Raw genomic sequence first — 25,529 nt, 5'->3', positions numbered from 1 at the left:
ACCTGTGCGCTTCGGCATCTTCGTTCCCCAGGGCTGGCGGCTGGATCTGGTCGGTATCGAACCGGCCGATCAGTGGTCGGTGATGCGCGAGCTGGCCCAGCGGTTCGACGCGGGCACCGATTGGGAGTCGATCTGGGTTTACGACCACTTCCACACCACGCCCGTTCCCACCGACGAGGCGACCCATGAGGCGTGGTCGTTGATGGCGGCGTTCGCGGCCACCACATCCCGCGTGCGCCTGGGCCAGATGTGTACCGCCGTGAGCTACCGCAACCCCGCCTATCTCGCCAAGGTGGCCGCCACCGTCGACCTCATCTCGGGCGGTCGGGTGGAGATGGGCATCGGCGGTGGCTGGTACGAACACGAGTGGCGCGCTTACGGTTACGGCTTCCCGTCCGCCGGTGAGCGGCTTGGCCGCCTGGACGAAGGCGTGCAGATCTTCCGCCAGGCGTGGCAGACCGGCCGGGCGACGCTAGACGGCAAGTACTACCAGGTCGACGACGCTATCGTGCACCCACGACCGTTGCAGGAGAACGGTATTCCGATCTGGATCGCCGGTGGCGGCGAGAAGAAGACCCTCCGCATCGCCGCCCGATACGCCGACTACACCAACTTCAGCGGCAATCCCGAAGAGTTCACCCGCAAGTCCGACATCCTGCGCCAACACTGCTCCGAGGTCGGCACAGACTTTTCCGCGATCACCCGCAGCTCCAACTTCAATGCCATCGTCGGCACCACTGAAACCGAAGTACAAGAACGCCTTTCGGCCGTCATCGACCGTTTCACGCCCTTCCTCGGCGCCGATGAGGCGAAATCCTATGTACACGAACAATTCGCGACCAGCGCAGCCGTCGGCACCCCCGAACAGATCATCGAACGCCTCACCGAGGTAAAGAATCTCGGCCTCACCTACGCCATCCTCAACTTCCCCGAAGCCGCCTACGACACCTCCGGCATCGAACTGTTCGAACGCGAGGTGATCCCAGCATTGGCCTAACCCACGGCCGGTCTCGAGTCAGGCGGTTTCGTGAATGTGGTCTCCACATCAAGAACTTCCGGCTATGTTCTCTCGCCAACGGACTTGGACATTCGTTCAGTTGATCTGAGTGTCCGCCTGGGGATCGAGGACGTAGATGTTGAGGACGATGAGGCGACCGGTGCGCTGGATGACGGCACTCGCACTCGCGGCCGGGCTGGCCGTGAGCAGTGCCCCGGTGACCGCCGATCCAGCGGTGCCGCTGACACCGTTGCGGGCGCAGGGATCCGCGTTGATCGACGGCTACGGACGCACAGTCCTGCTGCACGGCGTGAACACCGTCGACAAGGACGCGCCCTATCTGCAACCCGATGACGGCTTCACTCTCACCGATGCGTCGGCGGCGATGTTGGCTCGGCACGGGTTCTCAACCGTGCGGCTCGGGGTGTCGTTCGACGGCTTGATGCCGACGGAGGGCCTCGTCGACACCGCCTATCTGGATCGGGTCGAGAATGTGGTGGATACCCTTGCCGCGCACGGGATCTACACCTTGCTCGACAATCATCAGGACGGATTGTCGAAGATCTGGGACGGCAACGGCTTTCCCGAGTGGGCGATCCGGGCCCGGCCTGCCGAGGGCGAGCCGAATCCCGGGTTCCCGCTGTTCTATCTGATGCCGAGCATGAACGTTGGATGGGACGAGGTGTGGAACAACACCTATGGGGTGCTGAATCATCTCGGGGTGGCGCTCGGCGCGCTCGCCGAGCGGATGAACGGGCGAGCGAGCGTGCTCGGGATCGAGTTGCTCAACGAACCGTGGCCCGGCTCACCGTTTCTCACCTGCTATCCGAACGGTTGTCCCGAATTCGACGTGAAATACCAACGGGCGCTGCAACAGCTGACCGATGCGGTCCGGGCGCGCAACGCCACGGTGCCCGTGTTCTGGGAACCGAATGTCACCTGGAACGAGTCGATGCCGAGCCACCTGGGCAAGAATCCACCGATCACCAGCCCGAATATCGTGTTCTCCCCGCACGACTACTGCATCCCCAGTCAGCTCGCGATCTACCTCGGCCTGCCCGAGGAACTGCGCGCGCTGTGCCCCGCGCAGCAGGACCTGACCTGGTCGAACATCGATTCGTTCGCCGATCGCACCGACATTCCCACCATGGTCACCGAATTCGGCGACGGTGATCCGACGGTATTGCGCAACACCACCATTCGGGCCGATGAACGGTTCATCGGCTGGCACTACTGGCACTACCGCTCCGGCGACGGGGATCCCTTCCGCGGTGACCTCGGCCGCGAACTGGTCCGCACCTATCCACGGGCGACAGCAGGTACGCCGGACAGCATGGTCTTCGATTCCGGCACAGGCGATTTCGCCTATCGCTACCGTCCACATCCAGCCTCCGCGCCGACCGAGATCTACGTCTCGGACCTGTTCCATCCGGACGACTACGAGGTGAAAGTCACCGGCGGACAGGTCACCTCGTCACCTGGCGCGCGCATCGTCACCGTGGAAGCCGACGGCACCGACCCGGTCACCGTCCGCATCCACCGCCCCGGTTCGGCAGGCGCCAACCTGCCCGCCGGCGGTGGCACCGGATCAGCTTCCGGATTCCCGTGGCTGTCTTCCGGTTCCGCGGGCTGACGATCACCGAAAGCCGGTGATCAGGTCGGCAAGGTCGGCACCGGGTGCTTGTTAAGCGGTGTCGACCACTCTGAGCCACATGAGCTACGCAGCACCGCCCCGGCACACGGCAAGGAAGAGCGGATACGAGCGCGGCGCCGACGAGCGACCGAGGTCGGTCGCACCCGAAACGCGGAACTCGCAGCACTCGAAGGACGAATTCCCGCTCACCGGACGCACTTCCAGCGGCGACGAGACCGGCGTGATCCCCGCGTTCCTCATCGACATGGCGCTGCACGCCGCGATCGGCGCCACCGCCTGGTACGTCGCGCCCGGCACGACAGCCGTCCTGTACGGCATCATCGCCTGGCTCGGCGTGTCCTTCCTGCACCGCACGGTCGTCCAACGACTCACCGGGACGACGGTCGGCAAGTGTTCCTACGGCCTCCGCCTGCGCTACGCCGACGGCACCTATCCGTCGTTCTGGCAGCTGACCGGCCAGTGGTTCCGCGGCGGCTGGTCCTGCTTCGACCTCTTCGGCAGTGCCCCGTGATGCGAAAGGGGCGGCCCCCTACGGAGACCGCCCCAAATCGTTAGCTCAGCTCACAACATGCAGCTGACGCAACCCTCCACCTCAGTCCCCTCGAGTGCCATCTGGCGCAAGCGGATGTAGTAGAGCGTCTTGATGCCCTTGCGCCATGCGTAGATCTGCGCCTTGTTCAGGTCGCGAGTGGTGGCGGTGTCCTTGAAGAACAGTGTCAGCGACAGGCCCTGGTCCACGTGCTGGGTGGCCGCGGCGTAGGTGTCGATGATCTTCTCGTAGCCGATTTCGTAGGCGTCGTCGTAGTACTCGAGATTGTCGTTGTCCAGGTAAGGGGCCGGGTAGTAGACGCGGCCGATCTTGCCTTCCTTGCGGATCTCGATCTTCGACGCCACCGGGTGGATCGAGCTGGTGGAGTGGTTGATGTAGGAGATCGAACCCGTCGGCGGGACGGCCTGCAGGTTCTGGTTGTAGATGCCGTATTCCTGCACCGAGGCCTTCAGCAGACGCCAGTCGTCCTGGGTGGGGATGCGCACGCCGGCCTCGGCGAACATCTGAGCCACCTTGTCGGTCTTGGGCTCCCACGCCTGATCGGTGTACTTGTCGAAGTACTCACCGCTGGCGTACTTGGAGTCGGCGAACCCACCGAAGGCGCTACCGCGCTCCTTGGCGATCAGGTTCGAGGACCGAATCGCGTGGTAGACAACGGTATAGAAGTAGATGTTGGTGAAATCCACACCTTCTTCGGAGCCGTAGTGGACCCGCTCACGCGCCAGATACCCGTGCAGGTTCATCTGACCGAGGCCGATGGCGTGGGACTCGTTGTTGCCCTGCTCGATCGAGGGCACCGAGTAGATGTGGGTCTGATCCGACACCGCGGTCAGCGCGCGAATCGAGGTCTCGATGGTCTGACCGAAGTCGGGCGAGTCCATTGCCTTGGCGATATTGAGCGAGCCGAGGTTGCAGGAGATGTCCTTGCCGACCTTCGAGTAGGACAGGTCGTCGTTGAACTCCGAGGGGGTGGAGACCTGCAGGATCTCCGAGCACAGGTTCGAGTGGGTGATCTTGCCCTTGATCGGGTTGGCCCGGTTCACCGTGTCCTCGAACATGATGTAGGGGTAGCCCGACTCGAACTGCAGCTCGGCGATGGTCTGGAAGAACTCGCGCGCCTTGATCTTCGACTTGCGGATGCGCTTGTCGTCGACCATCTCGTAGTACTTCTCGGTGACGTCGACATCGGCGAACGGCTTGCCGTAGATGCGCTCGACGTCGTACGGCGAGAACAGGTACATGTCCTCGTTCTTCTTCGCCAGCTCGAAGGTGATGTCGGGGATCACCACACCCAGCGAGAGCGTCTTGATACGGATCTTCTCGTCGGCGTTCTCGCGCTTGGTGTCGAGGAAGCGGTAGATGTCGGGGTGGTGGGCGTGCAGGTACACCGCGCCCGCGCCCTGACGCGCGCCCAGCTGGTTGGCGTAGGAGAACGAGTCCTCCAGCAGCTTCATGATCGGAATGACACCCGAGCTCTGGTTCTCGATCTTCTTGATCGGGGCACCGTGCTCACGAATGTTGCTGAGCAGCAAGGCGACACCGCCGCCGCGCTTGGACAGCTGCAGCGCGGAGTTGATGGAGCGCCCGATGGACTCCATGTTGTCCTCGATGCGCAGCAGGAAGCAGGACACGGGCTCGCCGCGCTGCTTCTTGCCGGAGTTGAGGAAGGTGGGGGTGGCGGGCTGGAAGCGGCCGTCGATGATCTCGTCGACCAGGTTGCGCGCGAGCACCTCGTCGCCGGCGGCCAGCGTCAGCGCGACCATGCAGACGCGGTCCTCGAACCGCTCCAGGTAGCGCTTACCGTCGAAGGTCTTGAGCGTGTACGAGGTGTAGTACTTGAACGCGCCGAGGAAGGTCGGGAACCGGAACTTCTTGGCGTACGCCTGCTGGAACAGCTGCTTGACGAAGGGGCGACCGTACTGGTCGAGCACCTCGGTCTCGTAGTAGTTCTCCTTGACCAGGTAGTCCAGCTTCTCGTCCAGGTTGTGGAAGAAGACGGTGTTCTGGTTCACGTGCTGCAGGAAGTACTGGTGTGCGGCCTCGCGATCCTTGTCGAACTGGATCTCACCATTGGGGCCGTACAGGTTCAGCATGGCGTTGAGGGCGTGGAAGTCCATGACCTCGCCGGTCTCGCCGCGCACCGCCGACTGCTCTAGGCGTGCTGACTTGCCTGCCGGTGCTGTGGTTGCTGTTGCCAAAACAATCCCAATCCCTCTCGGACGCGCGCGACGTCCTCAGCGGTTCCCATGAGTTCGAAGCGATACAGATACGGCACCCCGCATTTTTGCGAGATGATGTCTCCTGCAACGCAATAGGTATCGCCGAAGTTCGTGTTTCCGGCCGCGATCACCCCGCGCAGCAACGCGCGGTTGTGTGGGTCGTTGAGGAACTTGGCGACTTGCCGTGGAACGAGGTCCTTGTCGGGACGTTGTCCGCCCATGACGTGCCGACCACCACCATAGGTGGGGGTGATCAGCACGTAGGGTTCGTCGATCCGCGGCGATTCAGCGGTGGTATGTAGTGGAAGTCGAGTTGCCGGGAGACCGAGCTTCTCGACGAAACGATGGGTGTTCTCCGAAGCGCTGGAGAAGTAGACCAGCCCGCCCGGAGTCATCTGCTCGGGCATGGCGCCTCCTTACCGGCGAACCGGCGCGAACTCAGGCAGCCGCGACGGCGAGCGACTTGATGCGGTCGGGACGGAAGCCCGACCAGTGATCCTCACCCGCGACGACGACCGGCGCCTGCAGGTAGCCCAGCGCCATGACGAAGTCACGCGCCTCGTCGTTCTCCGAGATGTCGATGATGTCGTAGTCGACGCCGACCTTGTCGAGAGCCTTGTAGGTGGCGTTGCACTGCACGCAAGCGGGCTTGGTGTACACGGTGATGGTCATGATGGAAGTCCCTCTCTCCTATGCCTGATCCACAGCCTGTGATCCGTATGCAAACCACGATCGGGTGATGCTGCGCAAACTCCTGGATCTGACGAAGAAAGCCCTGCTCGAAACCCCTTCCCTTGGGCCCGATCAGTGGTGGCTCCACACCGTCTTCCAGTACGACAGACACTACACCTAGTGTCCGACAGATGGGAACAACACAAGGTGTTGCGAGTCGCACGGATGTAATTCCCACGCGGTAAGTCCCAGGACGGGCCACCAGCCAGCAGGGAAAACAGTGGTTCAGATCACGATTTCATGTACCGGCGAGTCTTCAGCAAACTCGGTGGACACCCAAAAGGCGCCGCATCCATCACGGATGCGGCGCCTGCCGAACGACCAGCTTACGCCGAGATCAACGTGCCGTTCACCGCGGCGACCAACTGGTGCACGGTCGCGCCGAGCTGGGTCAGCGCCTCGGCATCCTCGGCCGGATGAGTCTGCGCGAAACGCTCGCCGATGGTCGCGAACTGCGCGTGCGCCGACTCGACGACGACGCCGCCCGCCACGCCGACGGACTTGACGGTGTCGCCGTGCGCCCACGCCGCGGCGTTCGGGCTGATCGAGGCGCTCACCACGGCGACCGGCTTACCCTTGATCGCGCCGGCGCCATACGGGCGCGAGGCCCAGTCGATGGCGTTCTTCAGCACGGCGGGCAGGGTGCCGTTGTATTCGGGGGTGACCAGCAGAACGGCGTCGGCCGCGGCGACGGCGGCACGCAGCGCCTCGGCCTGCGCGGGCACCGCGCCGGGCACGTCCAGGTCTTCGTTGTAGAACGGGATCTCGCCGAGACCCTCGTAGATGGCGATATCGACACCGGCGGGCGCGGTCTGCGCGGCGGCCTCGGCCAGGCGGCGATTGATGGAGCCCGCGCGCAGGCTTCCGACGAGAGTAAGGATGCGGGTCTCGCTCATGGCAACTCCTGGTGTACTCAGTGGAATGATCCAAGTTTCATCCGACATTAACCGGACCTCAGTCCGATTACTTCCCGCGGAGGATGTGTGAGCGCCGTGAGCTATGGCACACCCAGGTCCGACGAGCCGCCCCTGCTCGGCATCGGGCGGCCACTGCCCGGTAGCGCGGAGCCGGTCGAACGTGCCGACGCCGCCCGCAATCGCGCGCTGCTGCTCGACGCGGCCCAGCGATTGGTGCGCGAGCACGGCGTCGACGGTCTCACAATGGACGCGCTCGCCAAGCGCGCGGGTGTCGGCAAGGGCACGGTCTTTCGCCGATTCGGCAATCGCACCGGGTTGATGCTGGCCCTGTTGGATCACTCCGAGCAGAAGTTCCAGGCTGCGTTCATGTTCGGGCCCGCACCGCTGGGTCCCACGGCGAAACCGGCCGAACGGCTGATCGCGTTCGGGCGCACCCGGCTGCTCGATATCGAGGTCGAGGGCGATCTGCACCAGGCCGCGGAGAAGAACGGGCGCTTCGGCGACGGACCGTATGCCCTGCACAAGGCGCACGTCACGCTGCTACTGCGCGCGGCCGGGGTCGACGGTGAAGTCCCGCTGATCGCCGACACCCTGCTGTCCACACTGTCGGCGGCCCTGGTCATCCACCAGGTCGAGGTGCTCGGCTACACGCGCGAGCAGATCGGCGACAACTGGGAATGGCTCGTTCGCCGGGTCATTTCCCCTGCACCGCAAGTAGAGTGAGACGCCATGGGGACACTGCGTGAACAGATCATTGCCGAATTGGGTGTGCTGCCCGAGATCGAGCCGAAGAAGGAGGTCCGGCGGCGCGTCGACTTCCTGAAGGACTACCTGGCCACCACCCCGGCCAAGGGGTTCGCCCTGGGAATCAGTGGCGGGCAGGACAGCGCGCTGGCCGGTCGGCTGTGCCAGCTGGCCGTCGAGGAGCTGCGTGCCGACGGTGTCGAGGCGAAGTTCCTGGCGGTGCGGTTGCCCTACGGCGTACAGGCCGACGAGCACGACGCGCAGATCGCACTGAACTTCGTCGACCCCGATCGCACGGTCGTGGTGAACATTCGCCCCAGCGCCGACGCGGTGGGCATCGAGGTCGCGGGCGCGCTCGATCACGAGCGGTTGCGCGACTTCGTACGCGGCAACATCAAGGCGCGTGAGCGGATGGTCGCCCAGTACGCCCTCGCGGGCCAGGAAAGCCTGCTGGTGGTCGGCACCGATCACGCGGCCGAAGCGGTCACCGGGTTCTTCACCAAGTTCGGTGACGGCGGTGTCGACCTGACGCCCCTCACCGGTCTCACCAAGCGCCAGGGCGCGGCCCTGCTGCAAGAACTCGGCGCCCCGTCGAGCATCTGGTCCAAGGTCCCCACCGCCGACCTCGAGGACGACCGTCCCGCCCTGCCCGATGAGGAAGCCCTCGGCCTGCGCTACAGCGAGCTCGACGACTACCTCGAAGGCAAGAACGTCACCCCCGAGGTGGCCGCACGCGTGGAGTCGATCTTCACCAACACCCGCCACAAGCGCACCGTCCCGGTAACCCCTCTCGACACCTGGTGGCGCCAGTAGGTGTTGCCTGTCGGTCCGCTAGATCAGCAGATTGCACCTTCGCTGGATGCCGTGGCGCGCAAGAGGTCTCGGACCAAGACGTAGTCCGGTTCTTTGCGGAAGCGTAGGCAGCCTTTGCCCTTGTCGTGGTCTGCGAGGCGGTCGGCGAAGGCCGCTCGGACGTCGGAGCGGAGTAGGTAGAAGGAGATGTACTGCTTCTGGCCGGCGAAGGCGACTTCGCCGGTGCCGTCGCGTTCGTAGGCGGGCATGCCGTAGGACATGACCTCGGTGAAGCCGACGAGTTCCCGCAGGCAGAGATCACGCAGTCTGGTGAGGGCCTCGCGGCGATCTTCCGGGAGTTCGGCGAGGTAGGTCGCCACGTCCGGGGCCTTGCTCTGGACCATGCGCTCAGCCGCCGGCGAAGGGCGGTAGGACGTCGACGCGGTCTCGGAGCATGGCGGACGGGTCGCGGGTGAGTTCGTCGCCGATGAGGAAAGCGCAGACGCCGACCAGGCCGTCGACATCCGAGCCGTAGGTGGCGGCGAGGGTGGCGCGTAGGTCGGCGACGGTGGCGCCTTCGGGGAGATCGAGTGATTCGGTGTTCTTGCCGACCGCGTCGGCGATCGCGGCGAAATAGCGGACCTCAACCACCGATGGCTCCCATCGTGCGTTCCGGGGGGACGAAACCGGCGGCGTCGATACCGTGACCGGCCCATTTCTGCCACATCGCACCGCGCCACAGCTCGGCGACCTCGTCGTCGTCGGCGCCTGCGCGCAGCGCGGTGCGCACGTCGAACTCCTGGTCGCTGAACAGGCACGAACGCAGCATGCCGTCGGCGGTGAGGCGGGTGCGGTCGCAGCTGTCGCAGAACTTGCGGGTGACGGTGGCGATGATGCCGACGGTCGCCGGTCCGCCGTCGACCAGCCATTTCTCGGCCGGAGCCGAGGGATCGGCGCGGGTGGTCGGGGTCAGGGTGAAGCGCTCGCCGAGGACGTCGAGGAGGTCGGCGGCGGTCACCATGTGATCGCGGGCCCACTCGTGGTCGGCGTCGAGTGGCATTTCCTCGATGAATCGCAGTTCGCACTGTTCGGCCAGGCACCATGCGAGCAGGTCGGCCGCGCCCGCCAGGTTCTGGCGCATCAGCACGGCGTTGACCTTCACCGGCGCCATGCCCGCGTCACGCGCGGCACGGATGCCGTTGAGAACCGATTCCAGGCGGTCGCGGCGGGTGAGGCGGGTGAAATCGGCGCGGTCGACGGTATCGAGGGAGACGTTGACCCTGGTCAGACCGGCCGCGGCGAGCCCGCGGATGCGGTGTTCCAGGCCCACACCGTTGGTGGTCATGGCCAGTGGGGTGCCGGGCACCGCCGCGTGACAGCCCGCGATGATCTGCTCCAGCTCGCGGCGCATCAGCGGTTCGCCGCCGGTGAACCGCACTTCGCGCACACCCAGCTCGCGCACGGCCAGCGAAACCAGCCGCACGATCTCGTCGGCGGTGAGCAGTTCCTGGCGCGGAATCGGCGGCAGGCCTTCCTCGGGCATGCAATAGGTGCAGCGCAGCGAGCATTTCTCCGTGATGGACACGCGCAGATCGCGGGCGATCCGGCCGAAGCGGTCGACGAGGAACGGCGTCTCGGGCCTGCCGTCCAGGGACGGCCGCTCCGATCGCACGGCGGGTATCCCCATCTCGACCAGCGTCATCTCTACAGTATGACTCGTAAGGCCCGTCACACTCCGTGCGCCGGGCCGATTCTTCGCGAACTCGTCAGCTCACCGCCGACGCCCCGCCACCGTGAGCAACGCGACCCTGACCGGCCCCGACAGCGGCGATTAAGCTGGCAGCATGACTCCCCGGCCCGCTACCGCGTCGGCACGCAGCGTCGACGAGTACCGCGACACCGTCGCCGCGCTGCTGGCCCACCTCGCCGACCGCCCCGATGAACGGGTGGCGGTGCCCGATGCGCTCGGCCGCACCCTGTCGGCCGATGTGGTGTCGCCGATCGACCTGCCGGTGTTCCGTAACTCGGCGATGGATGGATACGCGGTGCGCGCGGCCGATGTGGCCGTCACGCCGGTCACGCTGCCGGTGGTCGGCGTGGTGGCGGCGGGCAAGCCGGGCACCGACGCGCTGCCTGCGGGCTCGGCGATGAAGGTGATGACCGGTGCGCCGATCCCGGCCGGTGCCGATTGTGTGGTTCCGGTCGAGGACGTGCAGGCCGGTGACCACCGGATCGTCGTCGAACGTGGCCGTGGGTGTGGCGAATTCGTGCGCGAAGCCGGTACCGATGTGCGCACCGGCGAGCTCGTCGCACGGGCGGGCACGGTGCTCGCCCCCCGGCATATCGCGGCGTTGGCCGCCGTCGGCCTCCCGACCGTGCCGGTGCTCACTCGATTACGCGCGGTCTGCATCACGACCGGTGACGAGCTGCAGCCCGCCGGGAGCACGCTCGCTCCCGGGCAGATCTACAACTCGAACGGCATCGCGCTGGCCGCGGCATTGCGGGCCGACGGTGTCGACGTGGTCGAGATCGCGCACAGCACCGACGACCCCGCGGCGTTCACCTCGGTGCTGAACGCGGCAACCGATGTCGCCGACCTGGTCTTCACTTCCGGTGGTGTGTCCAAGGGTGACTTCGAGGTCGTCAAGGACGTGCTGGGTCCGCTCGGCGGGACTTTCGGCTCGGTCGCGGTGCAACCCGGCGGACCGCAGGGCTACACGGTGGTCGACGAGGTGCCCGTGCTCAGTTTCCCTGGCAATCCGGTGAGCACGATGGTGTCGTACGCGGTGTTCGCGCGCCCCGCCGTGCGCGCGCTGGCCGGACTGCCAGAGGTCGCGACCAGCGAAACGACCCTGCTGACGCCGCTGCGCTCCCCTGCCGGACGTCGCCAATACCTGCGCGGCCTGTTGACCGAGGACGGGGTCGAAGTGATCTCGGGCCCCGGCTCGCATCTCATCGCGGGGATGGCCTGGGCCGATGTGCTCGTCGACGTTCCCGCCGAGGTCACCTCGCTGACCGCCGGTGTCCCTGTGCGAATCTTAGCGTTATGAGCGAGTTGTCCCACGTCGACCGCGAGGGTCGGGCGCGCATGGTCGATGTCAGCGCGAAAGCCGACACCACCCGGATCGCCGTCGCCGCAGGCGAATTGCAGACCACCCCCGAGGTGATCGCGTTGGTTCGGGCCGAGGGCATGCCCAAAGCGGATGTGCTGTCGACGGCCCGGTTGGCCGGAATCGCTGGTGCGAAAAGGACTTCCGAGCTGATTCCGCTGTGTCATCAGCTGGCGTTGTCATCGGTGAAGGTGGAGTTCGGGTTCACCGAGACCACCATCACCGTCGAGGCGACGGCCAAGACTAAGGGCCCGACCGGGGTCGAGATGGAAGCGCTCACGGCTGTCGCCGTCGCGGGGCTCACCTTGCACGACATGGTGAAAGCGGTGGATCCCGCCGCGGTGATGAACGGGGTCCGGCTGGTCACCAAAGAGGGTGGAAAGCACGGGCATTGGGTGCGGCCGGAGGGTCGGTCCGACACCGGCGCACCGGCGCTCGACCGGCTGGCGCAGGTGAACACTGGTGCCGGTGTCGAGTCCGCGCCGCCGCCGACCACCGAAGCTCGCGGCGATGCGGCAGAGAGCGCTGAGGCGGAATCAGCTGATACCAAGAGCTTTTCGCGGACCGCCGTCGTGGTCGTCGCGTCTACCGGCACCGCAGCGGGAACCCGCACCGACACCACCGGGCCCGCCATCGTCGATTGGCTGACCGCACAAGGGTTTTCGGTGCGCGGGCCGCTGGTCTACGCCGATGCCGAGATCGCCGCTGGACTGAGCGATGCGCTGAGTGGAGTTCCCGCGCTCGTCATCACCACCGGTGGCACCGGTGCCTCCCCGACCGACTCGACGCCCGAGGCCACCCGTGCCGTGCTCACCAAGGAGCTGCCCGGCGTCGCCGATGCCATCCGGCAGCGTGGGACCGCGAAGTTCCCCCTGGCGGCGCTGAGTCGTGGTGTTGCCGGGCTGGCCGGTCGCTCCGTTGTCGTCAATCTGCCCGGTTCGCCGGGTGGGGTGAAGGACGGCATCGCCGTGCTGGAACCCTTGTTGGATCATCTGCTCGCGCAAGTAGCCGGAGGCGGCGCCCATGAATGACGTCGGTGCGGTCCGGCTGGCCACGATCAGCGATCGGGATCTCGATCCCCTGGCTGTCGAAAAGGCCGTCGACGGGCCGGAATTCGGAGCGATCGTGGTGTTCACCGGCAAGGTGCGCAACCACGACGGCGGCCAAGCGGTGGCATCGCTGGAGTACTCCGCGCACCCCCAGGCCGAGCGTTTCCTGCACGCGATCTGCGCGGAAGTCGCGCAGGCGAGCGGGCTTCCGGTCGCGGCGACGCATCGCATCGGGTCGCTCACGATCGGCGGGTTGGCGATCGTGGTGGCGGTGGCCGCGCCGCATCGGGCCGAGGCGTTCACGGTGTGTGCCGAGCTGGTCGACCGGATCAAACACGAAGTGCCGATCTGGAAGCGGCAGTTGTTCGCCGACGGACTGTCGGAGTGGGTCAACGCCTGTGGCTGATGGTCACTGCACGGCGTAACGCCATACGCCGAGCATCTCTTGCTCGTCCAAGGGCATCTCACCATCGAAAATGGTGTCGCGCAAGCGTTTCAGCGCCGTGTCCGCGTCGAGTCCGGCGCCGATCAGCACCAGGTTCGAGACGCGCTGCTCGCCGCGTGCCCAGCTGCCGGGGGTGAAGACCACATGCCTGCCCACCAGGTGGACTTCGAACTTGCGTCGCTCCCCCGCCACCGCGAATGCCACACATCCCTTGGCGCGGAACAGACCTGACGGTGGGTCTTCCAGAAAGCCCACCAGCGCACGGGGATTCAAGGCGCGCTCGCTCGTGAACGATACCGAGACGTAGTCATCGTGGAGATGCCGGTGGTCGGGGTCGGTGTGGTCATGGTCGTCGAACAGTGTGTCGAAACTCAGCTGCTCGGCCACTGTCGGCTGATCGGGTACCCGATCGTCGAACAGCAGGCCCGGATCGATCCGGCCGTGCGTTGTCGCATAGACCGGCACCTGCCCGACCCAGTCGGCCAGCTGCGCGCGTAAACCGGCCAGCGCCGCGGCCTCGACGCGATCCGCCTTGTTCACCAGCACCAGATCCGCCATCCGCAGATGGGTCACCAGCTCAGGATGTTGGGTGCTGGTGGACGTGAACTGCTCGGCATCGACCACTTCGACCAAACCGCCGTAACCGATGCGTGGGTTCGGGTTGGCGATCACCATCCGGATCAGGTTGCGCGGCTCAGCGAGTCCGCTGGCTTCCACCACGATCACGTCCACCGCACTGCGCGGTTGCGCCAGCTGTCCGAACAGATCGTCGAGTTCGGACACGTCCACCGCGCAGCACACGCACCCGTTGCCGAGCGAGACCATCGCGTCGACCTGCCCCGCCACCAGCATCGCGTCGATGTTGACCGCCCCGAAATCGTTGACGACCACCCCGATCCGGGTCCCCCGATTGTTGCGCAACAGGTAGTTGAGCAGGGTCGTCTTCCCCGAACCGAGAAACCCAGCAACGATCACGACAGGAATCACCGCACCCATGGTGCCACCTCCCCGCGGCCGCACAGCACGCCGCCCACCCCTGGATCAGGAGTGGGCGGCGTGGGTGCGCGAAGCCGTCAGGACGGGCCGAAAACCATACCTACCAGGGTGTACGCGAGATTGATCAGCTGGCCGGGAATGGTTGATTCGTCCATACCGAGCGCCTGAGCCAGTGGCATGAGCAGCGTCATGACCGTGGTGATCGGGCCGCCGAGGGTGCTCAGATCGAGCTCGGATTTGTCGGGCGTCGCCTCGGATTCGGGTGTGGTGCCGCGCTTCTTCGGGGCGGGCGCGGCGGGAGCCTCCGGTGACGCCGTACGGGCCGGGGCGCCGGGGGCCGCGGTGCGCACGGGAGCTACCGGAACCGGATCCGCGATCGGGGCACGTGCGGGGATCGCCGCGGCCGAGGGACCGTTGGCACCGCCCGGTGCCGGATCCTCGCCGGGTGCCGTCAGATCGCTCGAGCCACTGGGAAGCGGCAGCGGATCAGCCGGTGCCTGGTCGGGCGCGGGAACCGGCGCGGGGGCTGCCGGTTTGGCAGTTGTCGAGGTCGGCGCCTTGGCCGGTGCGGTCCCGTCGGATTCCGGAGTCGACGCGGTGGCCCCTCCGGGCTTCTTCGACGGCTGCGAGGGTTCGACCGGATCGGTGCTGGGGGTCTCGACCGGGTCGGCCGCGGGTGCGCGCTTCGGCTCCTGAGCGGTGGTCGCGACCGGCACCCGACCCGGTGCGGCGGCGAAGGCGGGGATCGGCTTGTTCAGCAGGAACCCGACCACGCCGGTCGCGATGGCGACCGCGTGCTCGAGCTGACCTTCGCGCGATTCCAGCCGGGCGGCGTCGGCGACGTTGGCGCCGTTGCCCATCTCGACGAACACCAGCGGCACCTGCGTCAGCGCCGGGCCTGCCACGTCCTCGCGGGTCTGCAGACCTGCGAGGACGCCCGCATAGTTGGCGGGCGAGAAGCCGGCCGCCAGGTAGGCGTCACGGACCGCGCTCGATACGAGTCGCCCACCGCCGGACTGCGCCTGGTCGGCGACCGTGTCGGGGATGGGGAGCTGCGGCACGATCATGTGGAATCCGTGCTGGTCGGGGCCCGCGCTGTCGGCGTGGATGCTCACCGCCACGTCGGCGCCGGACTGGTTGGCGGCGCGGGCGCGATCGTCGACGCAGCCGCCCCACCCGGTGTCGTCGGCGCGGCTCAGCACCACGTCGGCACCCAGTGCCTCCAGGGACGCCCGCACGAGCTGGGCGACGTCCCAGTTGATGGTGTGTTCGGGGATGCCGTTCAGCGAGGTCATGCCGGTGGTCTGGCAGTCCTTGGTGCCGCCGCGGCCGTTGTCGACCTGGCGGCTCAGGTCCTCCGAATGTGCCGACCCCTGGTGACCGGGGTCGAGGAAGATCGTTTTACCGGCGAGCTGCTCGCTGGTCGCTGGTTCAGGGGCGGCGTGGGCGGTCACGGGGACCAACCCCGCCAGCGACACCACCACCGCGGCGGAGACGGTAGAGCAGATTCCGGCCTTGATGATGTTTGGTTGCATGTTCGGTCGGTGCTCCGGGACGGAGCACCCCTCCCTTCCCATTGGTAACACCTGGTAACACCAAACCCAGTGGTTAACTCTTGCAACGTTGGCAACCACAGAGCAAGCACAGTTACCGAAATGCAACTGGAAGGAAGTACAAAAAGAGGCTGGTCACATGCCCAGATAGGCGATCAGAAGTCGATGTCAGGCAACTTCTGGCAATTGCCGCAGGGATCGCAGCGCATAGTGCACCCGGGTCTTCACGGTGCCGACCGGTACACCGAAATCCGCGGCGACTTCCCGGTACCCACGGTCGTGCAGGATCACCTCGGTCACCGCCGCGCGCTGCGGTTCCGGGAGTCTGGCCAGCAGTTGGTCGACGAGCAGCCCGTCGACCAGTCCGTCGGCGAAATCAGGTCTGCCACAGACGGATACCTCGGTGATGTCGTCCCAGCCCACATCACCGGGCCGAACGGCTCGGGCCCGCACGATGTCGATGATGACATTGCGCTCGATCGCCAGCAGCCAGGTCCGCACGCTGCCTTTGCGACCGTCGAAATCCTGACAAGAACGCCAGCCGCGCAGCAGGGTCTCCTGCACCGCGTGCTCGGCCAGGCCCGCATCGCTGAGACTGCGCATCGCCCGCCAGTGCAGCAGGCCGCGATCGGTGGTCAGCACCTCGGCCAGCCCGTCCCTGGTACACAGGCGCGCGCAGTGCGCACCGCAGGAGTTGTCCGTCATATGGGGATATCGCGGTGGACCACGCCGATGACAACGCGCCTTAAGTAACTCTTCAGGATCCTGCTGGGCCCGTGCCGGAAAGTAGTTCTTGCGAGCCCGGCAGGGCCTGCTCCAGGAGGGGGGAGCAGGGACGCCGGGCTCGTTCATTTTCCGGACTCGCGCATTTGCGCGAAGTCCTCCCACGATCGCGTCGGGGCGACGACAATCGCCGCGAGGAGCGAACAACGTGGACATCCATGCATATCCGACCGACGCGCAGACGCCGGTCAACCGGGCCGAGGCCACTCGCGTGGCGGCCGAACACCTACCCGCTGACCTACCAGGGCACGATCGGCAGATCATCGAATTCGCCGACGGCTTCGCCGTTTTCGCTGTTCAGCCGTTGCATGCGCCACCGGATCGGCCGATACCGATCGGCGGCTCGGTGTACGTGATCGACAAGGCGACCGGGGCGGTGTCGTTCTGGCCGACCTATCCGTCCGGCGTGATCGCCGAGCACTACGCGCTGCTGCTGGCGGCGGGCCGGTTGGTCGTCGCCGATGCCTGGCCCGATCAGGACTGATCGAGTAATTCACCAGGTCTCCTCGGTCGCGCGGCCGGGCGAGGTAGAGCAGCGAGTCCACAGGCCACAGTGAGTGTGATCGACAGTGCGCCGAACCAGTCGCCCCAGCGGACGTAGGGAGTGCGATCGCCGGCGGTGCGGATTTCGGCGAGCGCCATGTGGGTTTCGGTGATGTCGGTGCGGACCGAAGCTCGAACGGTGCCCTGTGCGTCGATGGCGGTCAACTCGCCGAGTTGGGCGGGGCGGGCGATGGCGATGCCCGATTCGGCGGCCCGAATGACGGCCATCCGGCTGTGTAACCAGTGGTCGACGCTGAAATCCAGTGCGGGCGCGAGGATGAGGGTCGCGCCGTTGGCGCGGTTCTGGCGAACGAGGGTGGGGCGGTCGAGGTCGGCGCAGATCGCGAGTGCCCAGGAGCGGCCGGGAATCTGGACCGGGACCGAGCCGCGCTGTAGTCCGGATTCGAGTCCGGGGACGAGATATCGCTTGGCATAAACGGTTTCGCCCGGATAGGCGATCGCGGCGTTGACGGTGCCGCCGGGCTGCTCGAGTTCCAAGCCTACGACCACCTGAACGCCGCGGCGAAGAGCGACGGCGGTGAGCGGGTCGCGCAGCAGGAAGAGGTCGGATCGGCTCGCATGCCAGGCCTTCTCGGAGAACACGACAACTTCCGCGCCCTGATCTGCGAGCTGGTCGACGGCGGTGATCGCTTCGGCGATCATCCGCGCACCGTCTGGCGAAGCGACGGGGACGTACATCGGTGGCTGCGCTAGAGCGACCAATCCGACCCGCACCACCGGACCGTCACTTGCCGCGGCGGAGCACCACAGACCGGCCCCGGTCGCGACGATCAACGCAAGGGCCGCCATACCCGCCACCGCCCACCTCGAGAACCAGGAATGGTCTGAGTCGCCCGGGACGCGGTGCCGCATCCGGCTACTTCGCAGGCCGGGCGCGATCGATACGGCCACTGCGGCGGGCACCCCCAGCACGAGAAAGCTGATGCCCCACACCCCGGTCACGGAAGCGATGCGCACGATCGGATCCACCCCGGCCTGGGAGTACCCGATGCTCCACCACGCGCCGATCCCGCCGACCAGACCGAACAGGAACTCAGCGGCGGTCCACGCGGCGGGGAGCGCGAGCGCGGCCCACCCGAACCTGGCCCGCATCAGCAGTTTTCGGAAGAGCGCCACGCACGCCCCGAAGGTGAGTGCGCTGCCGACCAGCAGGGCGACGGCGGTCGATGGTGGTTGTTCCAGAGTCTCGGTGAAGTAGGACCAGTATCTGGCGTTGCCGCCGAGCCAGGACAGCACCGCCGCCGCGTATACCGCCGCAGCAGAGTGCCGCGGGGCCAGCCACAGCACCGGGAGCGGGGCGAGCAGGGCGATTCCGGGGATCGGTTGCAGACCGGTACCGATACTCCACATCACCGCCGAGCTCACCGTGGCGGCCAACCACATCGTCGATGCCCGACCGGGCGTTCGTCGACCGGGTCGCCCGGAGAACCTCTCGCGCACAGCCTCTTCAGTAGGAGTCACCCGTTGATCGTCGCGGTGGAGGAGGCTCTGGCACATCGCCCATGCGAGCGGACTCGCCTCCCTCACGCGAGTGAGATCACCTCGCACCGCCCGGCAGTTGGTTGTCGCCTCGCGCCACCATCCCGGATTCATACGCGAATACCACCGCTTGAGCCCGATCGCGCAGTCCCAGCTTCGAAAGAACCGAACTGACATGGGTTTTCACGGTGTGTTCGGTGACGACCAGCCGGGCCGCGAGTTCGGTGTTGGAACGGCCAGCGGCGAGTTCTCGCAGAATGTCGCGTTCCCGTGGGGTCAGCATGGCCAAGTGCGCCGCCGCTTCCGGATGCGGACATGCCCGTGCGGCGACCTCGGCGATCAGCCGCCGCGTCACCGAGGGGGCCAGCAGCGCGTCGCCGGCGGCGACAACTCTTACCCCACCGATCAGTTCGGCCCTGCGCGCGTCTTTGAGCAAGAACCCGCTCGCACCCGCCCGCAATGCGGCGTAAACGTACTCATCGATATCGAACATGGTGAGTACCAGCACTTTTGCCGTGGTCTCCGCGCAGATCCGAGCAGTGGCGGCTACGCCGTCCAGCCGCGGCATCCGCACGTCCATCACCACCACATCGGGCGTGAGCCGCCGGGCCGCCGTCACCGCTTCCACGCCATCGCAAGCCTCCCCCACCACCTCGATATCCGGTTCGGATTCCAGGATGAGGCGGAACCCGGTGCGGAACAATTCCTGGTCGTCGACGACGAGCACTCGCATCGTCAACTCCCTTGCACCAGCGGCAGATCAGCGGATACCACGAACCCCGAGCGCGTCGGCTCCACCCGCAGCAAGCCACCGCACGCGTGCACCCGTTCCCGCATCCCGACCAAACCGAAGCCCGTCACGCCGGTGTCAGCCGGCCGACCGCCGTCCACCGCGGCGCCGTCGTCGGCGATTCGCACCCCGAGCCGACCCGATGACCAGCTCAGCGCCACCTCGACCCGCGTCGCCTTCGCGTGCTTGCCGGTGTTGGTCAGCGCCTCCTGCACGATCCGATACGCGGCGGCATCGGCTTGCGGTGAGATCGGCGCGCGGGCTCCGTGTTCGGTGAAATGCGCGGCCAGACCACGATGTTCGGCGAGCGCGACGAGATCAGCGATGGCGGCCACTCCTGGCTGGTGCGGTGGATCGTCCTCGCGGAGCGCACCGATACTGTGGCGCAGTTCCCGCAAGGCGTCACGCCCACCGTCGGCGATGGCAGCGAAGGCCGCGTGGGCATCGGCCTGATCGAGCAGCGGACCGGTCTCGGCACGCACGATCATCGCACCCACCGTGTGCGCGAGCCCATCGTGCATATCGCGGGCGATCCGCAGCCGCTCGCGGACCACGGCGGCGTCGCGTTCGTCGTCGAGGCGTCGGGTCCGTTCGGCGAGTGCGTCGATCTGCGCCTGCTTGGCGCGGACCCCCGACCCGAGTGCCCATGCCGTCATGAACGACATCGTGGCATAGGCGTAGGAGTCAGCGGTCTCGCGTGGTACCAGCAGCGACACCAGGATTCCCACCGCGACCAGGACAAACGTCATCCGCCGCTGCCGCGCGGAGCAGTACGCCGCGATCGTGTACACGCAGACAACCGTGCCGAACGGCAGCACCGGCAACGCGTGCACGCAGCCGAGCGTGGTGATCGCCGGGCCGACCACGCACAGCGCTCCCACCGGAGCCCGGCGCCGCCACAACACCGGCACCGAGGCGAGGACCGACAGCGCGACAACCCACCACGACGCACCGACAACGACCGCGGGCACGACGGTCGCGGCCGTCACGACGGCGGCGATCAGCGCATCCAGCGGCGACGGATGTTCCCGGAGTAGTCCCACGACGTCCCAGTGTGTCCGGAAATTGTCCACCGCACCTCACTCTCGGGAGTGATTCGGTGCGCAGCACCGCGACCGTACGCTCAGGCATAGGGTGGCTTCCGGCGCGGCGACATCCGATGACCAGCAAAGATCATGCTCGACCAAGAACGAATTGCATACATAGCGATGTGTGCATATGATTGCGACCGATCGAACCGCAGAAGAGGGGAACACGATGGGCGCAGGGCACGGGCACGACCACGGGGTATCGGCCGACAGCGATCGGCGCTGGCTGGCCGGCGCGCTGGCGGTGATCGTCACCTTCCTGATCGGCGAAGTGATCGTCGGCATCATCGCCGATTCGCTCGCTCTGCTCTCCGACGCGGCGCACATGACCACCGACGCCGCCTCGATCGCGCTGGCACTGTGGGCGATCCGGCTCGCGGCGCGACCGGCGACCGGGCGGATGACGTTCGGCTGGAAGCGAGCCGAGATCCTGTCGGCCCAGGCCAACGGGCTCACCTTGCTACTGCTGGCGCTCTGGCTCGGCTACGAGGCGATTCGCAGGCTGTTCGAGCCGCCGGAGGTACACGGTTGGCTGGTGCTGATCACCGCGCTGGTCGGCATCGTCGTGAACGTGCTGGCCACCTGGATGATCAGCCGCGCCGATCGCACCAGCCTCAATATCGAGGGCGCCTACCAGCACATCCTCAATGACCTGTTCGCGTTCATCGCCACCGCCGTCGCCGGCCTGGTCATCATCCTCACCGGCTGGGTACAGGCCGACGTGGTCGCCACGCTGATCGTGGTGGCGCTGATGATCAAGGCCGGAATCGGGCTGATCAAGGCGTCGAGCCGGATCTTCCTCGAGGCCGCGCCCGAACACCTCGACCCCGCGCAGATCGGCCGCGATATGGCCGCGCGCGACGGCGTCACCGAGGTGCACGACCTGCACATCTGGGAAATCACCTCCGGCTCCCCCGCGCTGTCGGCCCACGTTCTCGTGCAGCCCGCCCACGATTGCCATGCGGTCCGCGAGGACATCGCGCACATGCTCGACCACGACCACCACATCGAGCACGTCACCCTGCAGGTCGACCACGCCAGTCCGAAGCTCCTCGACATCGGCAACCGCGACTCCCACCCGTGCGCCGACTCGCACGGCCCGAAGCACGTCTCCGAGAAGGCCCCGCACACTCACTGACGAGGGAAGGCCCCACACCGTCAGGTGCGGGGCCTTCTCGTCGGTCACGCGCTAGCGAGGACCAGGTCGTTTGATCGACCTATGAGGCTGTGTCAGCCGCCGAAGGAACCGGTCCACAGGGTGTCGACCAGCCCGCCCAGTGCGGCGCCGAGGGTGTTGAAGAGGCCGCCGAGGGCAGCGCTACCGGTGTCGATGATAACGGGGATCATGGTAATTCCTCTGTTTCTCGCATAGGCCCAGCCGAAGCTGGCTTACGAATGGCGTATCGACGCCCAAACCCCACGAGTTACGGTTTTCCCGATTTAGTGACGCTGGTAACAGTTCAGCCACAACGCTATACCTACCTGGCATTTTCGCGCGATACCCGATCTTCCTCAAATAATTCTGAGAACTCCATAAGATTCATATTGCGACATCCGATAAGGCCGGGTTTCCATTGCCCCGAGAAATAGGGGCACCGCTACACACCGACACATATAAATGCGAAATCCGCCGGTCAGTCACTGATCAGCGGGCCGGGCAGGTGTTCACATACGCGTGACCGGGCAGGGCGACTGCCCATTCCTCGCGGGTGATCGGGGTAGTGCCACTGGCACAGATCCGGTCAGCTCGGACGGCAGCGTCGGTGCGCCACTGGCGCAGGGTGCCGTCGACGGCGGATTCGGTGAGGATGGCACCGTCCGCGGCGAAGGCCAACATGGTGGGTTGACGATGGCGCTGGCCCCGAGCGATGGTGGCGTACGCGGTGGGGTTCGCCGGATCGGTGTAGTCCCAGAGCAGAATGGTGCCGCTGACGATGTCGTCGACGGCGAGCCGGGTTCCGTCCGGGTCGAAGGCGACCGAACCCGCGGAGCCGTTGGCGCCCACCGGGACGGGCAGGGCGCGTAGCGGCGTACCCGGCTTGCCGATCTCGTAGACGAAGGCACCTGCGAGGGTGCCGACCGCGAGGGTGTTGCGCGAGCTCACGGCCAGCGACATGGCCTGTCCCGGGGTTCGCAGATCGGACAGTTCAGCGATCGGCGACGCGGCGGACGCGGTCGCGAAGACGCTGACATTGCCGGTGCGGTGGCTGCCGACGGCGAGCATGCTGCCGTCCGGGCTGAAGGCGAGCGAGGTCGGGTAGCCGCGGCCGAATCGGATACTCGACAGCGCCCGGGGTTCGCCGGAGACGTCGAACATTTCGACGGTCTGGGTCATGCTGCGGCCGATGGCCAAGGTGCCGTCGGGGCTGAACGTGATGGCGCGGATGTCGACACCGGCCGCGCTGAGTGGCGCGCCGACGCGACGCGGATTCACCGGGTCGGTGATGTCCCAGACCTGGATCGTGGATTCGGTTCTGGTCACCGCTCTGGTCGTGTCCGGGGCGATCGCGACGACGTCGATCAGGCCGGCGGGGTCGCCGTCGAGCAATGTTCGATCGGCGGCGAAGGTCGTTCTGGCCAGCATTCGCAGGTGTGGGAACAGCTCATGCGGCAGGACCGGCTGGTCGAGCGGAAACCGGAACAGCGTCAGCGAGCTGGTCGACACGACCGGACCCGGCAGCTCGAAAACATGCACCGCGTGGTCGAAACTCGTTGTCACCAAAGATTTCCCACCACGCAGAAAGCGCGCACGCGCGACCATCTCGATCGGGAGCGTGACCAGCTCCACCCCGGTGTCGAGGTCGCGGATGCGGGCCCGGGTGTCGCCGCCGACGATCACGGCGGATCGACCGTCCTCGGTCAGCGACACATCGAGGTATTCGTTGGCGCCCCTCGTCACCGCGGGCATCGGCTCGAAGGTGCTCGCGCCTACCCGCCAGCGCGCGACCTCGCCCGGATTGAGTCCGACGGCCAGCACGGTGCCGTCGGCGGTGAACTCGACCGATCTCGCCTCCGCACCGGCGGGTCGTTCGATGCGACGGTCGAACACCGGTGTCTGATCGCGGTCGAGGATCGCGGTGTTCCAGGCGCGCAGCGTGGTCGTCCAGATTCCGCCGAACAACGACGGCGCCGCGGCGACCAGGGTGCGATCGCTCAGGGCGACCTCCACCCGCTGGCCGGAGAACGACAGCGTCGGCAAGGCGACCGGGTGCGCGGGATCGGCGCCGAGCCGCCAGCTCGAAATCGTCGCACTGTGCGTGCCGATGGCGACGAACTCGAGGTCGGGACTCAGCGCGACCGACGACGGCATCCGGCCGCCGAGGGGTAGCTGGGTCACCACGCGCGGTGCGCCGGGGTCGGCGATGTTCCACAACGCCGATCGCAGGTCACCCGCGACCACCAGCCACCGGTGATCCGGGCTGATCGCGATGCCGCGGATGTGTCCGCTGCCGGTGTCGAACCGTGGCCACCGGTCGACGCCGGCCTCGGTCACCCGCACCAATTCCACGGAGCCGTCGCCTTCGCCGATCGCGATCACATCGCCCCGCGCGGTGGTCGCGACACGCGGTGCGTCGGGATCGAAGACGACGCCGCGGCCGAGCACGACACCCGGGCTGATCCGGATAGGCGCGTTCGTCGCGGTGTTCTCCAACAGTGCCGAGCGCGCTTCCTCGGTCGGGGCGGTGCGATAGGCGGCGAGCGCGATCTGCTGGGACAGTGCGGGATTGAGATTGCCACCGCCGCGGGCGACGCCGGCGAACAGGCGCGAATTCGATTCCGCTCGCGCGGCCGTGTTCTCGATTCGCATCTGCACGAGGTTGGTCACCGACACCACCGCCAGCAGCACGGCGAGCCCGGCCGCGAGGGAAACCATCCACAGCGCGAGGTTCGCCCGGGTGCGGGTCCTCGCGATCGCCTCGGACACGGTGCGGGCGGACGAGATCCGGTCGGCGTAGTTCTGTGGTGCCTCGTCGGCGGCTGCGCGGTAGGCCTCCGACGCGACCACGACCCGCAGCGACGAGCGTTGCGCGGCAGTGAGTTTGCCCGCATAGCCGCCGACGGCCGTCAGGTTCGCGCCCGACAGCCCGGCGGTGACCGCGCACTCGGGGTCGAGTCGGCGGGGCCGCAGCCGTCGCAGCAGCGCGTGGCGCGGCGCGAGGTCGTCGAGAGCGACCGCGAACGCCGCGCCCATCGACGCGCCGTTGATGTCGTTGGCCGGTGCGCTGCCGTGCGTCGAGACCGACCATCGCACACACGCGTCGGTGCCTGCCAGTCTGCTGATGCTCCATGCTCTTTCGAGGCTGTCGGTGAATTCGCGGTCGGCCTGCAGGAAGCCCATTCGCGCCGGGTCGGGGTGCAGGCCGCTCGGTCCGCCACGAACCTGGTCGAGGCGCAGCACGCCCACCTCGCCACCACCACCGAAGTTCAGGAACAGCACGCTGATCCGGCTGCCGCGCACGATCGGGAGGGTGTGCCCGGCCAATTCCAGGGCGGCCATGATGGCGTACCCGCGCGCCGCACGACCGCCCTGACCGAGCAGATGGCGCACGATCTCGCCGAGCGGGGCATTCGCGGTGGTGATCGGAATGCCCGCGGGCAGCAACTGGGTGCCGACCGAGGTCAGCCCGGCGCGTTCGGCGTGATCGAGGAAGGCCTCGCACGCGTCGCCGGTGTCGATCGAACCGGTCAGTGCCTGCGCCAGCACCGCCATGGCGCGTGCCGCGGACAGATCCGCGGTGATCCGGCGGTCTTGCGCGTCGGGATCCTCGGCCTCTTCCTCGAGCAGATCGTCGTCCGCGGCGAGGTTCTTCCACCTGGCCAGCGACTGCCGGGCGAGCACACCCGTCTCACGGCGGTGTTCCAGCAGTCGGCGCGCGGCATCCGGCCCGACGGCAACGGCGTCGCGGCACAGGGTCAGCCACCGTTGCGGTGCACCCGTCAGCTCGATCAGCACCGCGTCGTCGGTCAACAACGCGTCAGCCGACTGATCGGTCGATTCGACCGCCATCTCTCCCCCGTCTTCCGCCAGGCATCACCGGCGACCCTCCCGAGAACGCCCCGATACGA

At 66.9% G+C, this 25,529-nt stretch carries 24 protein-coding genes; 10 read left to right on the top strand and 14 right to left on the bottom strand.

Annotation, left to right across the window (positions count from 1 at the left end):
• Positions 1 to 4 precede the first annotated feature (4 nt).
• The 3 genes from ACFWO8_RS20455 (at position 5) to ACFWO8_RS20445 (ending at position 3,162) form a co-directional block, all read left to right on the top strand.
• Positions 5 to 997 (top strand): LLM class F420-dependent oxidoreductase, encoded by a 993-nt coding sequence (locus ACFWO8_RS20455; RefSeq protein ID WP_378953269.1) that lies wholly within the window; start codon positions 5 to 7, stop codon positions 995 to 997.
• A 169-nt stretch (positions 998 to 1,166) separates the two neighbouring features.
• Positions 1,167 to 2,630, top strand: coding sequence for a cellulase family glycosylhydrolase (locus ACFWO8_RS20450; protein ID WP_378953267.1), 1,464 nt, complete (start codon positions 1,167 to 1,169; stop codon positions 2,628 to 2,630).
• Between the two features lie 79 nt (positions 2,631 to 2,709).
• The gene (locus tag ACFWO8_RS20445) at positions 2,710 to 3,162 is read left to right on the top strand and encodes an RDD family protein (protein ID WP_378953265.1); all 453 of its coding nucleotides are present in this window, start codon (positions 2,710 to 2,712) and stop codon (positions 3,160 to 3,162) included.
• Positions 3,163 to 3,212: 50 nt separating this feature from the next.
• Here ACFWO8_RS20445 and nrdE read toward each other — a convergent pair whose 3' ends face one another.
• The 4 genes from nrdE to ACFWO8_RS20425 all read right to left on the bottom strand — a co-directional run bounded on the left by nrdE (position 3,213) and on the right by ACFWO8_RS20425 (position 7,048).
• Positions 3,213 to 5,318 (bottom strand): class 1b ribonucleoside-diphosphate reductase subunit alpha, encoded by a 2,106-nt coding sequence (gene nrdE / locus ACFWO8_RS20440; RefSeq protein WP_378953556.1) that lies wholly within the window; start codon positions 5,316 to 5,318, stop codon positions 3,213 to 3,215.
• A 35-nt stretch (positions 5,319 to 5,353) separates the two neighbouring features.
• Complete coding sequence (gene nrdI / locus ACFWO8_RS20435) at positions 5,354 to 5,827, bottom strand: class Ib ribonucleoside-diphosphate reductase assembly flavoprotein NrdI (protein ID WP_378953263.1); 474 nt, start codon at positions 5,825 to 5,827, stop codon at positions 5,354 to 5,356.
• A gap of 31 nt (positions 5,828 to 5,858) precedes the next feature.
• Positions 5,859 to 6,092, bottom strand: coding sequence for a glutaredoxin-like protein NrdH (gene nrdH, locus ACFWO8_RS20430; protein WP_378953261.1), 234 nt, complete (start codon positions 6,090 to 6,092; stop codon positions 5,859 to 5,861).
• 386 nt (positions 6,093 to 6,478) lie between these two features.
• Complete coding sequence (locus tag ACFWO8_RS20425; protein WP_378953259.1) at positions 6,479 to 7,048, bottom strand: NAD(P)H-dependent oxidoreductase; 570 nt, start codon at positions 7,046 to 7,048, stop codon at positions 6,479 to 6,481.
• A 132-nt stretch (positions 7,049 to 7,180) separates the two neighbouring features.
• Between ACFWO8_RS20425 and ACFWO8_RS20420 the strand changes: the two genes are divergently transcribed.
• Positions 7,181 to 7,792, top strand: coding sequence for a TetR/AcrR family transcriptional regulator (locus tag ACFWO8_RS20420; protein WP_378953554.1), 612 nt, complete (start codon positions 7,181 to 7,183; stop codon positions 7,790 to 7,792).
• A gap of 6 nt (positions 7,793 to 7,798) precedes the next feature.
• Positions 7,799 to 8,626, top strand: coding sequence for an ammonia-dependent NAD(+) synthetase (gene nadE, locus ACFWO8_RS20415; RefSeq protein ID WP_378953257.1), 828 nt, complete (start codon positions 7,799 to 7,801; stop codon positions 8,624 to 8,626).
• 23 nt (positions 8,627 to 8,649) lie between these two features.
• Here nadE and ACFWO8_RS20410 read toward each other — a convergent pair whose 3' ends face one another.
• The 3 genes from ACFWO8_RS20410 to moaA are packed head-to-tail and all read right to left on the bottom strand — an operon-like array spanning position 8,650 to position 10,307.
• On the bottom strand, positions 8,650 to 9,009 hold the full coding sequence (locus ACFWO8_RS20410) for an iron chaperone (protein WP_378953254.1): 360 nt from the start codon (positions 9,007 to 9,009) through the stop codon (positions 8,650 to 8,652).
• 4 nt (positions 9,010 to 9,013) lie between these two features.
• A complete protein-coding gene (locus ACFWO8_RS20405; RefSeq protein ID WP_378953252.1) occupies positions 9,014 to 9,256 on the bottom strand; it encodes a MoaD/ThiS family protein in 243 nt (80 codons plus the stop codon).
• A complete protein-coding gene (gene moaA, locus ACFWO8_RS20400) occupies positions 9,249 to 10,307 on the bottom strand; it encodes a GTP 3',8-cyclase MoaA (protein WP_378953250.1) in 1,059 nt (352 codons plus the stop codon). The genes ACFWO8_RS20405 and moaA overlap by 8 nt, the downstream gene beginning before the upstream one ends.
• 142 nt (positions 10,308 to 10,449) lie before the next feature.
• On the opposite strand from moaA, the gene glp reads away from it, so the two are divergent.
• From glp to ACFWO8_RS20385, 3 genes are read left to right on the top strand one after another with little or no spacing between them, the layout of a single operon-like run.
• Positions 10,450 to 11,655 (top strand): gephyrin-like molybdotransferase Glp, encoded by a 1,206-nt coding sequence (gene glp, locus ACFWO8_RS20395; RefSeq protein ID WP_378953248.1) that lies wholly within the window; start codon positions 10,450 to 10,452, stop codon positions 11,653 to 11,655.
• A complete protein-coding gene (gene moaCB / locus ACFWO8_RS20390; RefSeq protein ID WP_378953246.1) occupies positions 11,652 to 12,746 on the top strand; it encodes a bifunctional molybdenum cofactor biosynthesis protein MoaC/MoaB in 1,095 nt (364 codons plus the stop codon). Before glp ends, moaCB begins: the two co-directional genes overlap by 4 nt.
• Complete coding sequence (locus ACFWO8_RS20385; RefSeq protein WP_378953244.1) at positions 12,739 to 13,170, top strand: molybdenum cofactor biosynthesis protein MoaE; 432 nt, start codon at positions 12,739 to 12,741, stop codon at positions 13,168 to 13,170. The genes moaCB and ACFWO8_RS20385 overlap by 8 nt, the downstream gene beginning before the upstream one ends.
• A 3-nt stretch (positions 13,171 to 13,173) precedes the next feature.
• Here ACFWO8_RS20385 and ACFWO8_RS20380 read toward each other — a convergent pair whose 3' ends face one another.
• The 3 genes from ACFWO8_RS20380 to ACFWO8_RS20370 form a co-directional block, all read right to left on the bottom strand.
• On the bottom strand, positions 13,174 to 14,205 hold the full coding sequence (locus ACFWO8_RS20380; protein WP_378953242.1) for a CobW family GTP-binding protein: 1,032 nt from the start codon (positions 14,203 to 14,205) through the stop codon (positions 13,174 to 13,176).
• Positions 14,206 to 14,282: 77 nt separating this feature from the next.
• Entirely contained in the window at positions 14,283 to 15,740 is a 1,458-nt protein-coding gene (locus ACFWO8_RS20375; RefSeq protein WP_378953240.1) for an N-acetylmuramoyl-L-alanine amidase, read from the bottom strand.
• 186 nt (positions 15,741 to 15,926) lie between these two features.
• Positions 15,927 to 16,463, bottom strand: coding sequence for a sigma-70 family RNA polymerase sigma factor (locus ACFWO8_RS20370; RefSeq protein ID WP_378953238.1), 537 nt, complete (start codon positions 16,461 to 16,463; stop codon positions 15,927 to 15,929).
• 226 nt (positions 16,464 to 16,689) lie between these two features.
• On the opposite strand from ACFWO8_RS20370, the gene ACFWO8_RS20365 reads away from it, so the two are divergent.
• Positions 16,690 to 17,025: a hypothetical protein gene (locus tag ACFWO8_RS20365; protein ID WP_378953236.1), complete on the top strand. Its 336-nt coding sequence runs from the start codon at positions 16,690 to 16,692 to the stop codon at positions 17,023 to 17,025.
• On the opposite strand, the gene ACFWO8_RS20360 is transcribed toward ACFWO8_RS20365, so the two are convergent.
• From ACFWO8_RS20360 to ACFWO8_RS20350, 3 genes are all read right to left on the bottom strand, one after another.
• Positions 17,016 to 18,566: a nitrilase-related carbon-nitrogen hydrolase gene (locus tag ACFWO8_RS20360; protein ID WP_378953234.1), complete on the bottom strand. Its 1,551-nt coding sequence runs from the start codon at positions 18,564 to 18,566 to the stop codon at positions 17,016 to 17,018. The genes ACFWO8_RS20365 and ACFWO8_RS20360 overlap by 10 nt on opposite strands.
• A gap of 76 nt (positions 18,567 to 18,642) precedes the next feature.
• On the bottom strand, positions 18,643 to 19,323 hold the full coding sequence (locus tag ACFWO8_RS20355; RefSeq protein WP_378953232.1) for a response regulator: 681 nt from the start codon (positions 19,321 to 19,323) through the stop codon (positions 18,643 to 18,645).
• A complete protein-coding gene (locus tag ACFWO8_RS20350; protein ID WP_378953230.1) occupies positions 19,320 to 20,417 on the bottom strand; it encodes a sensor histidine kinase in 1,098 nt (365 codons plus the stop codon). Before ACFWO8_RS20350 ends, ACFWO8_RS20355 begins: the two co-directional genes overlap by 4 nt.
• 214 nt (positions 20,418 to 20,631) lie before the next feature.
• On the opposite strand from ACFWO8_RS20350, the gene ACFWO8_RS20345 reads away from it, so the two are divergent.
• Positions 20,632 to 21,600, top strand: coding sequence for a cation diffusion facilitator family transporter (locus ACFWO8_RS20345; protein ID WP_378953227.1), 969 nt, complete (start codon positions 20,632 to 20,634; stop codon positions 21,598 to 21,600).
• 507 nt (positions 21,601 to 22,107) lie between these two features.
• Here the strand turns inward: ACFWO8_RS20345 and ACFWO8_RS20340 are convergent.
• Positions 22,108 to 25,470 carry a WD40 repeat domain-containing protein gene (locus ACFWO8_RS20340; protein WP_378953225.1) on the bottom strand — a complete coding sequence of 1,121 codons (3,363 nt, stop codon included), beginning with the start codon at positions 25,468 to 25,470 and terminating at the stop codon, positions 22,108 to 22,110.
• Positions 25,471 to 25,529: the final 59 nt, after the last annotated feature.

The sequence above is a fragment of the Nocardia sp. NPDC058480 genome (genome assembly GCF_042720495.1).
Taxonomy (GTDB): Bacteria; Actinomycetota; Actinomycetes; order Mycobacteriales; family Mycobacteriaceae; genus Nocardia.
This window is presented reverse-complemented; position numbering and strand designations above follow the sequence as displayed.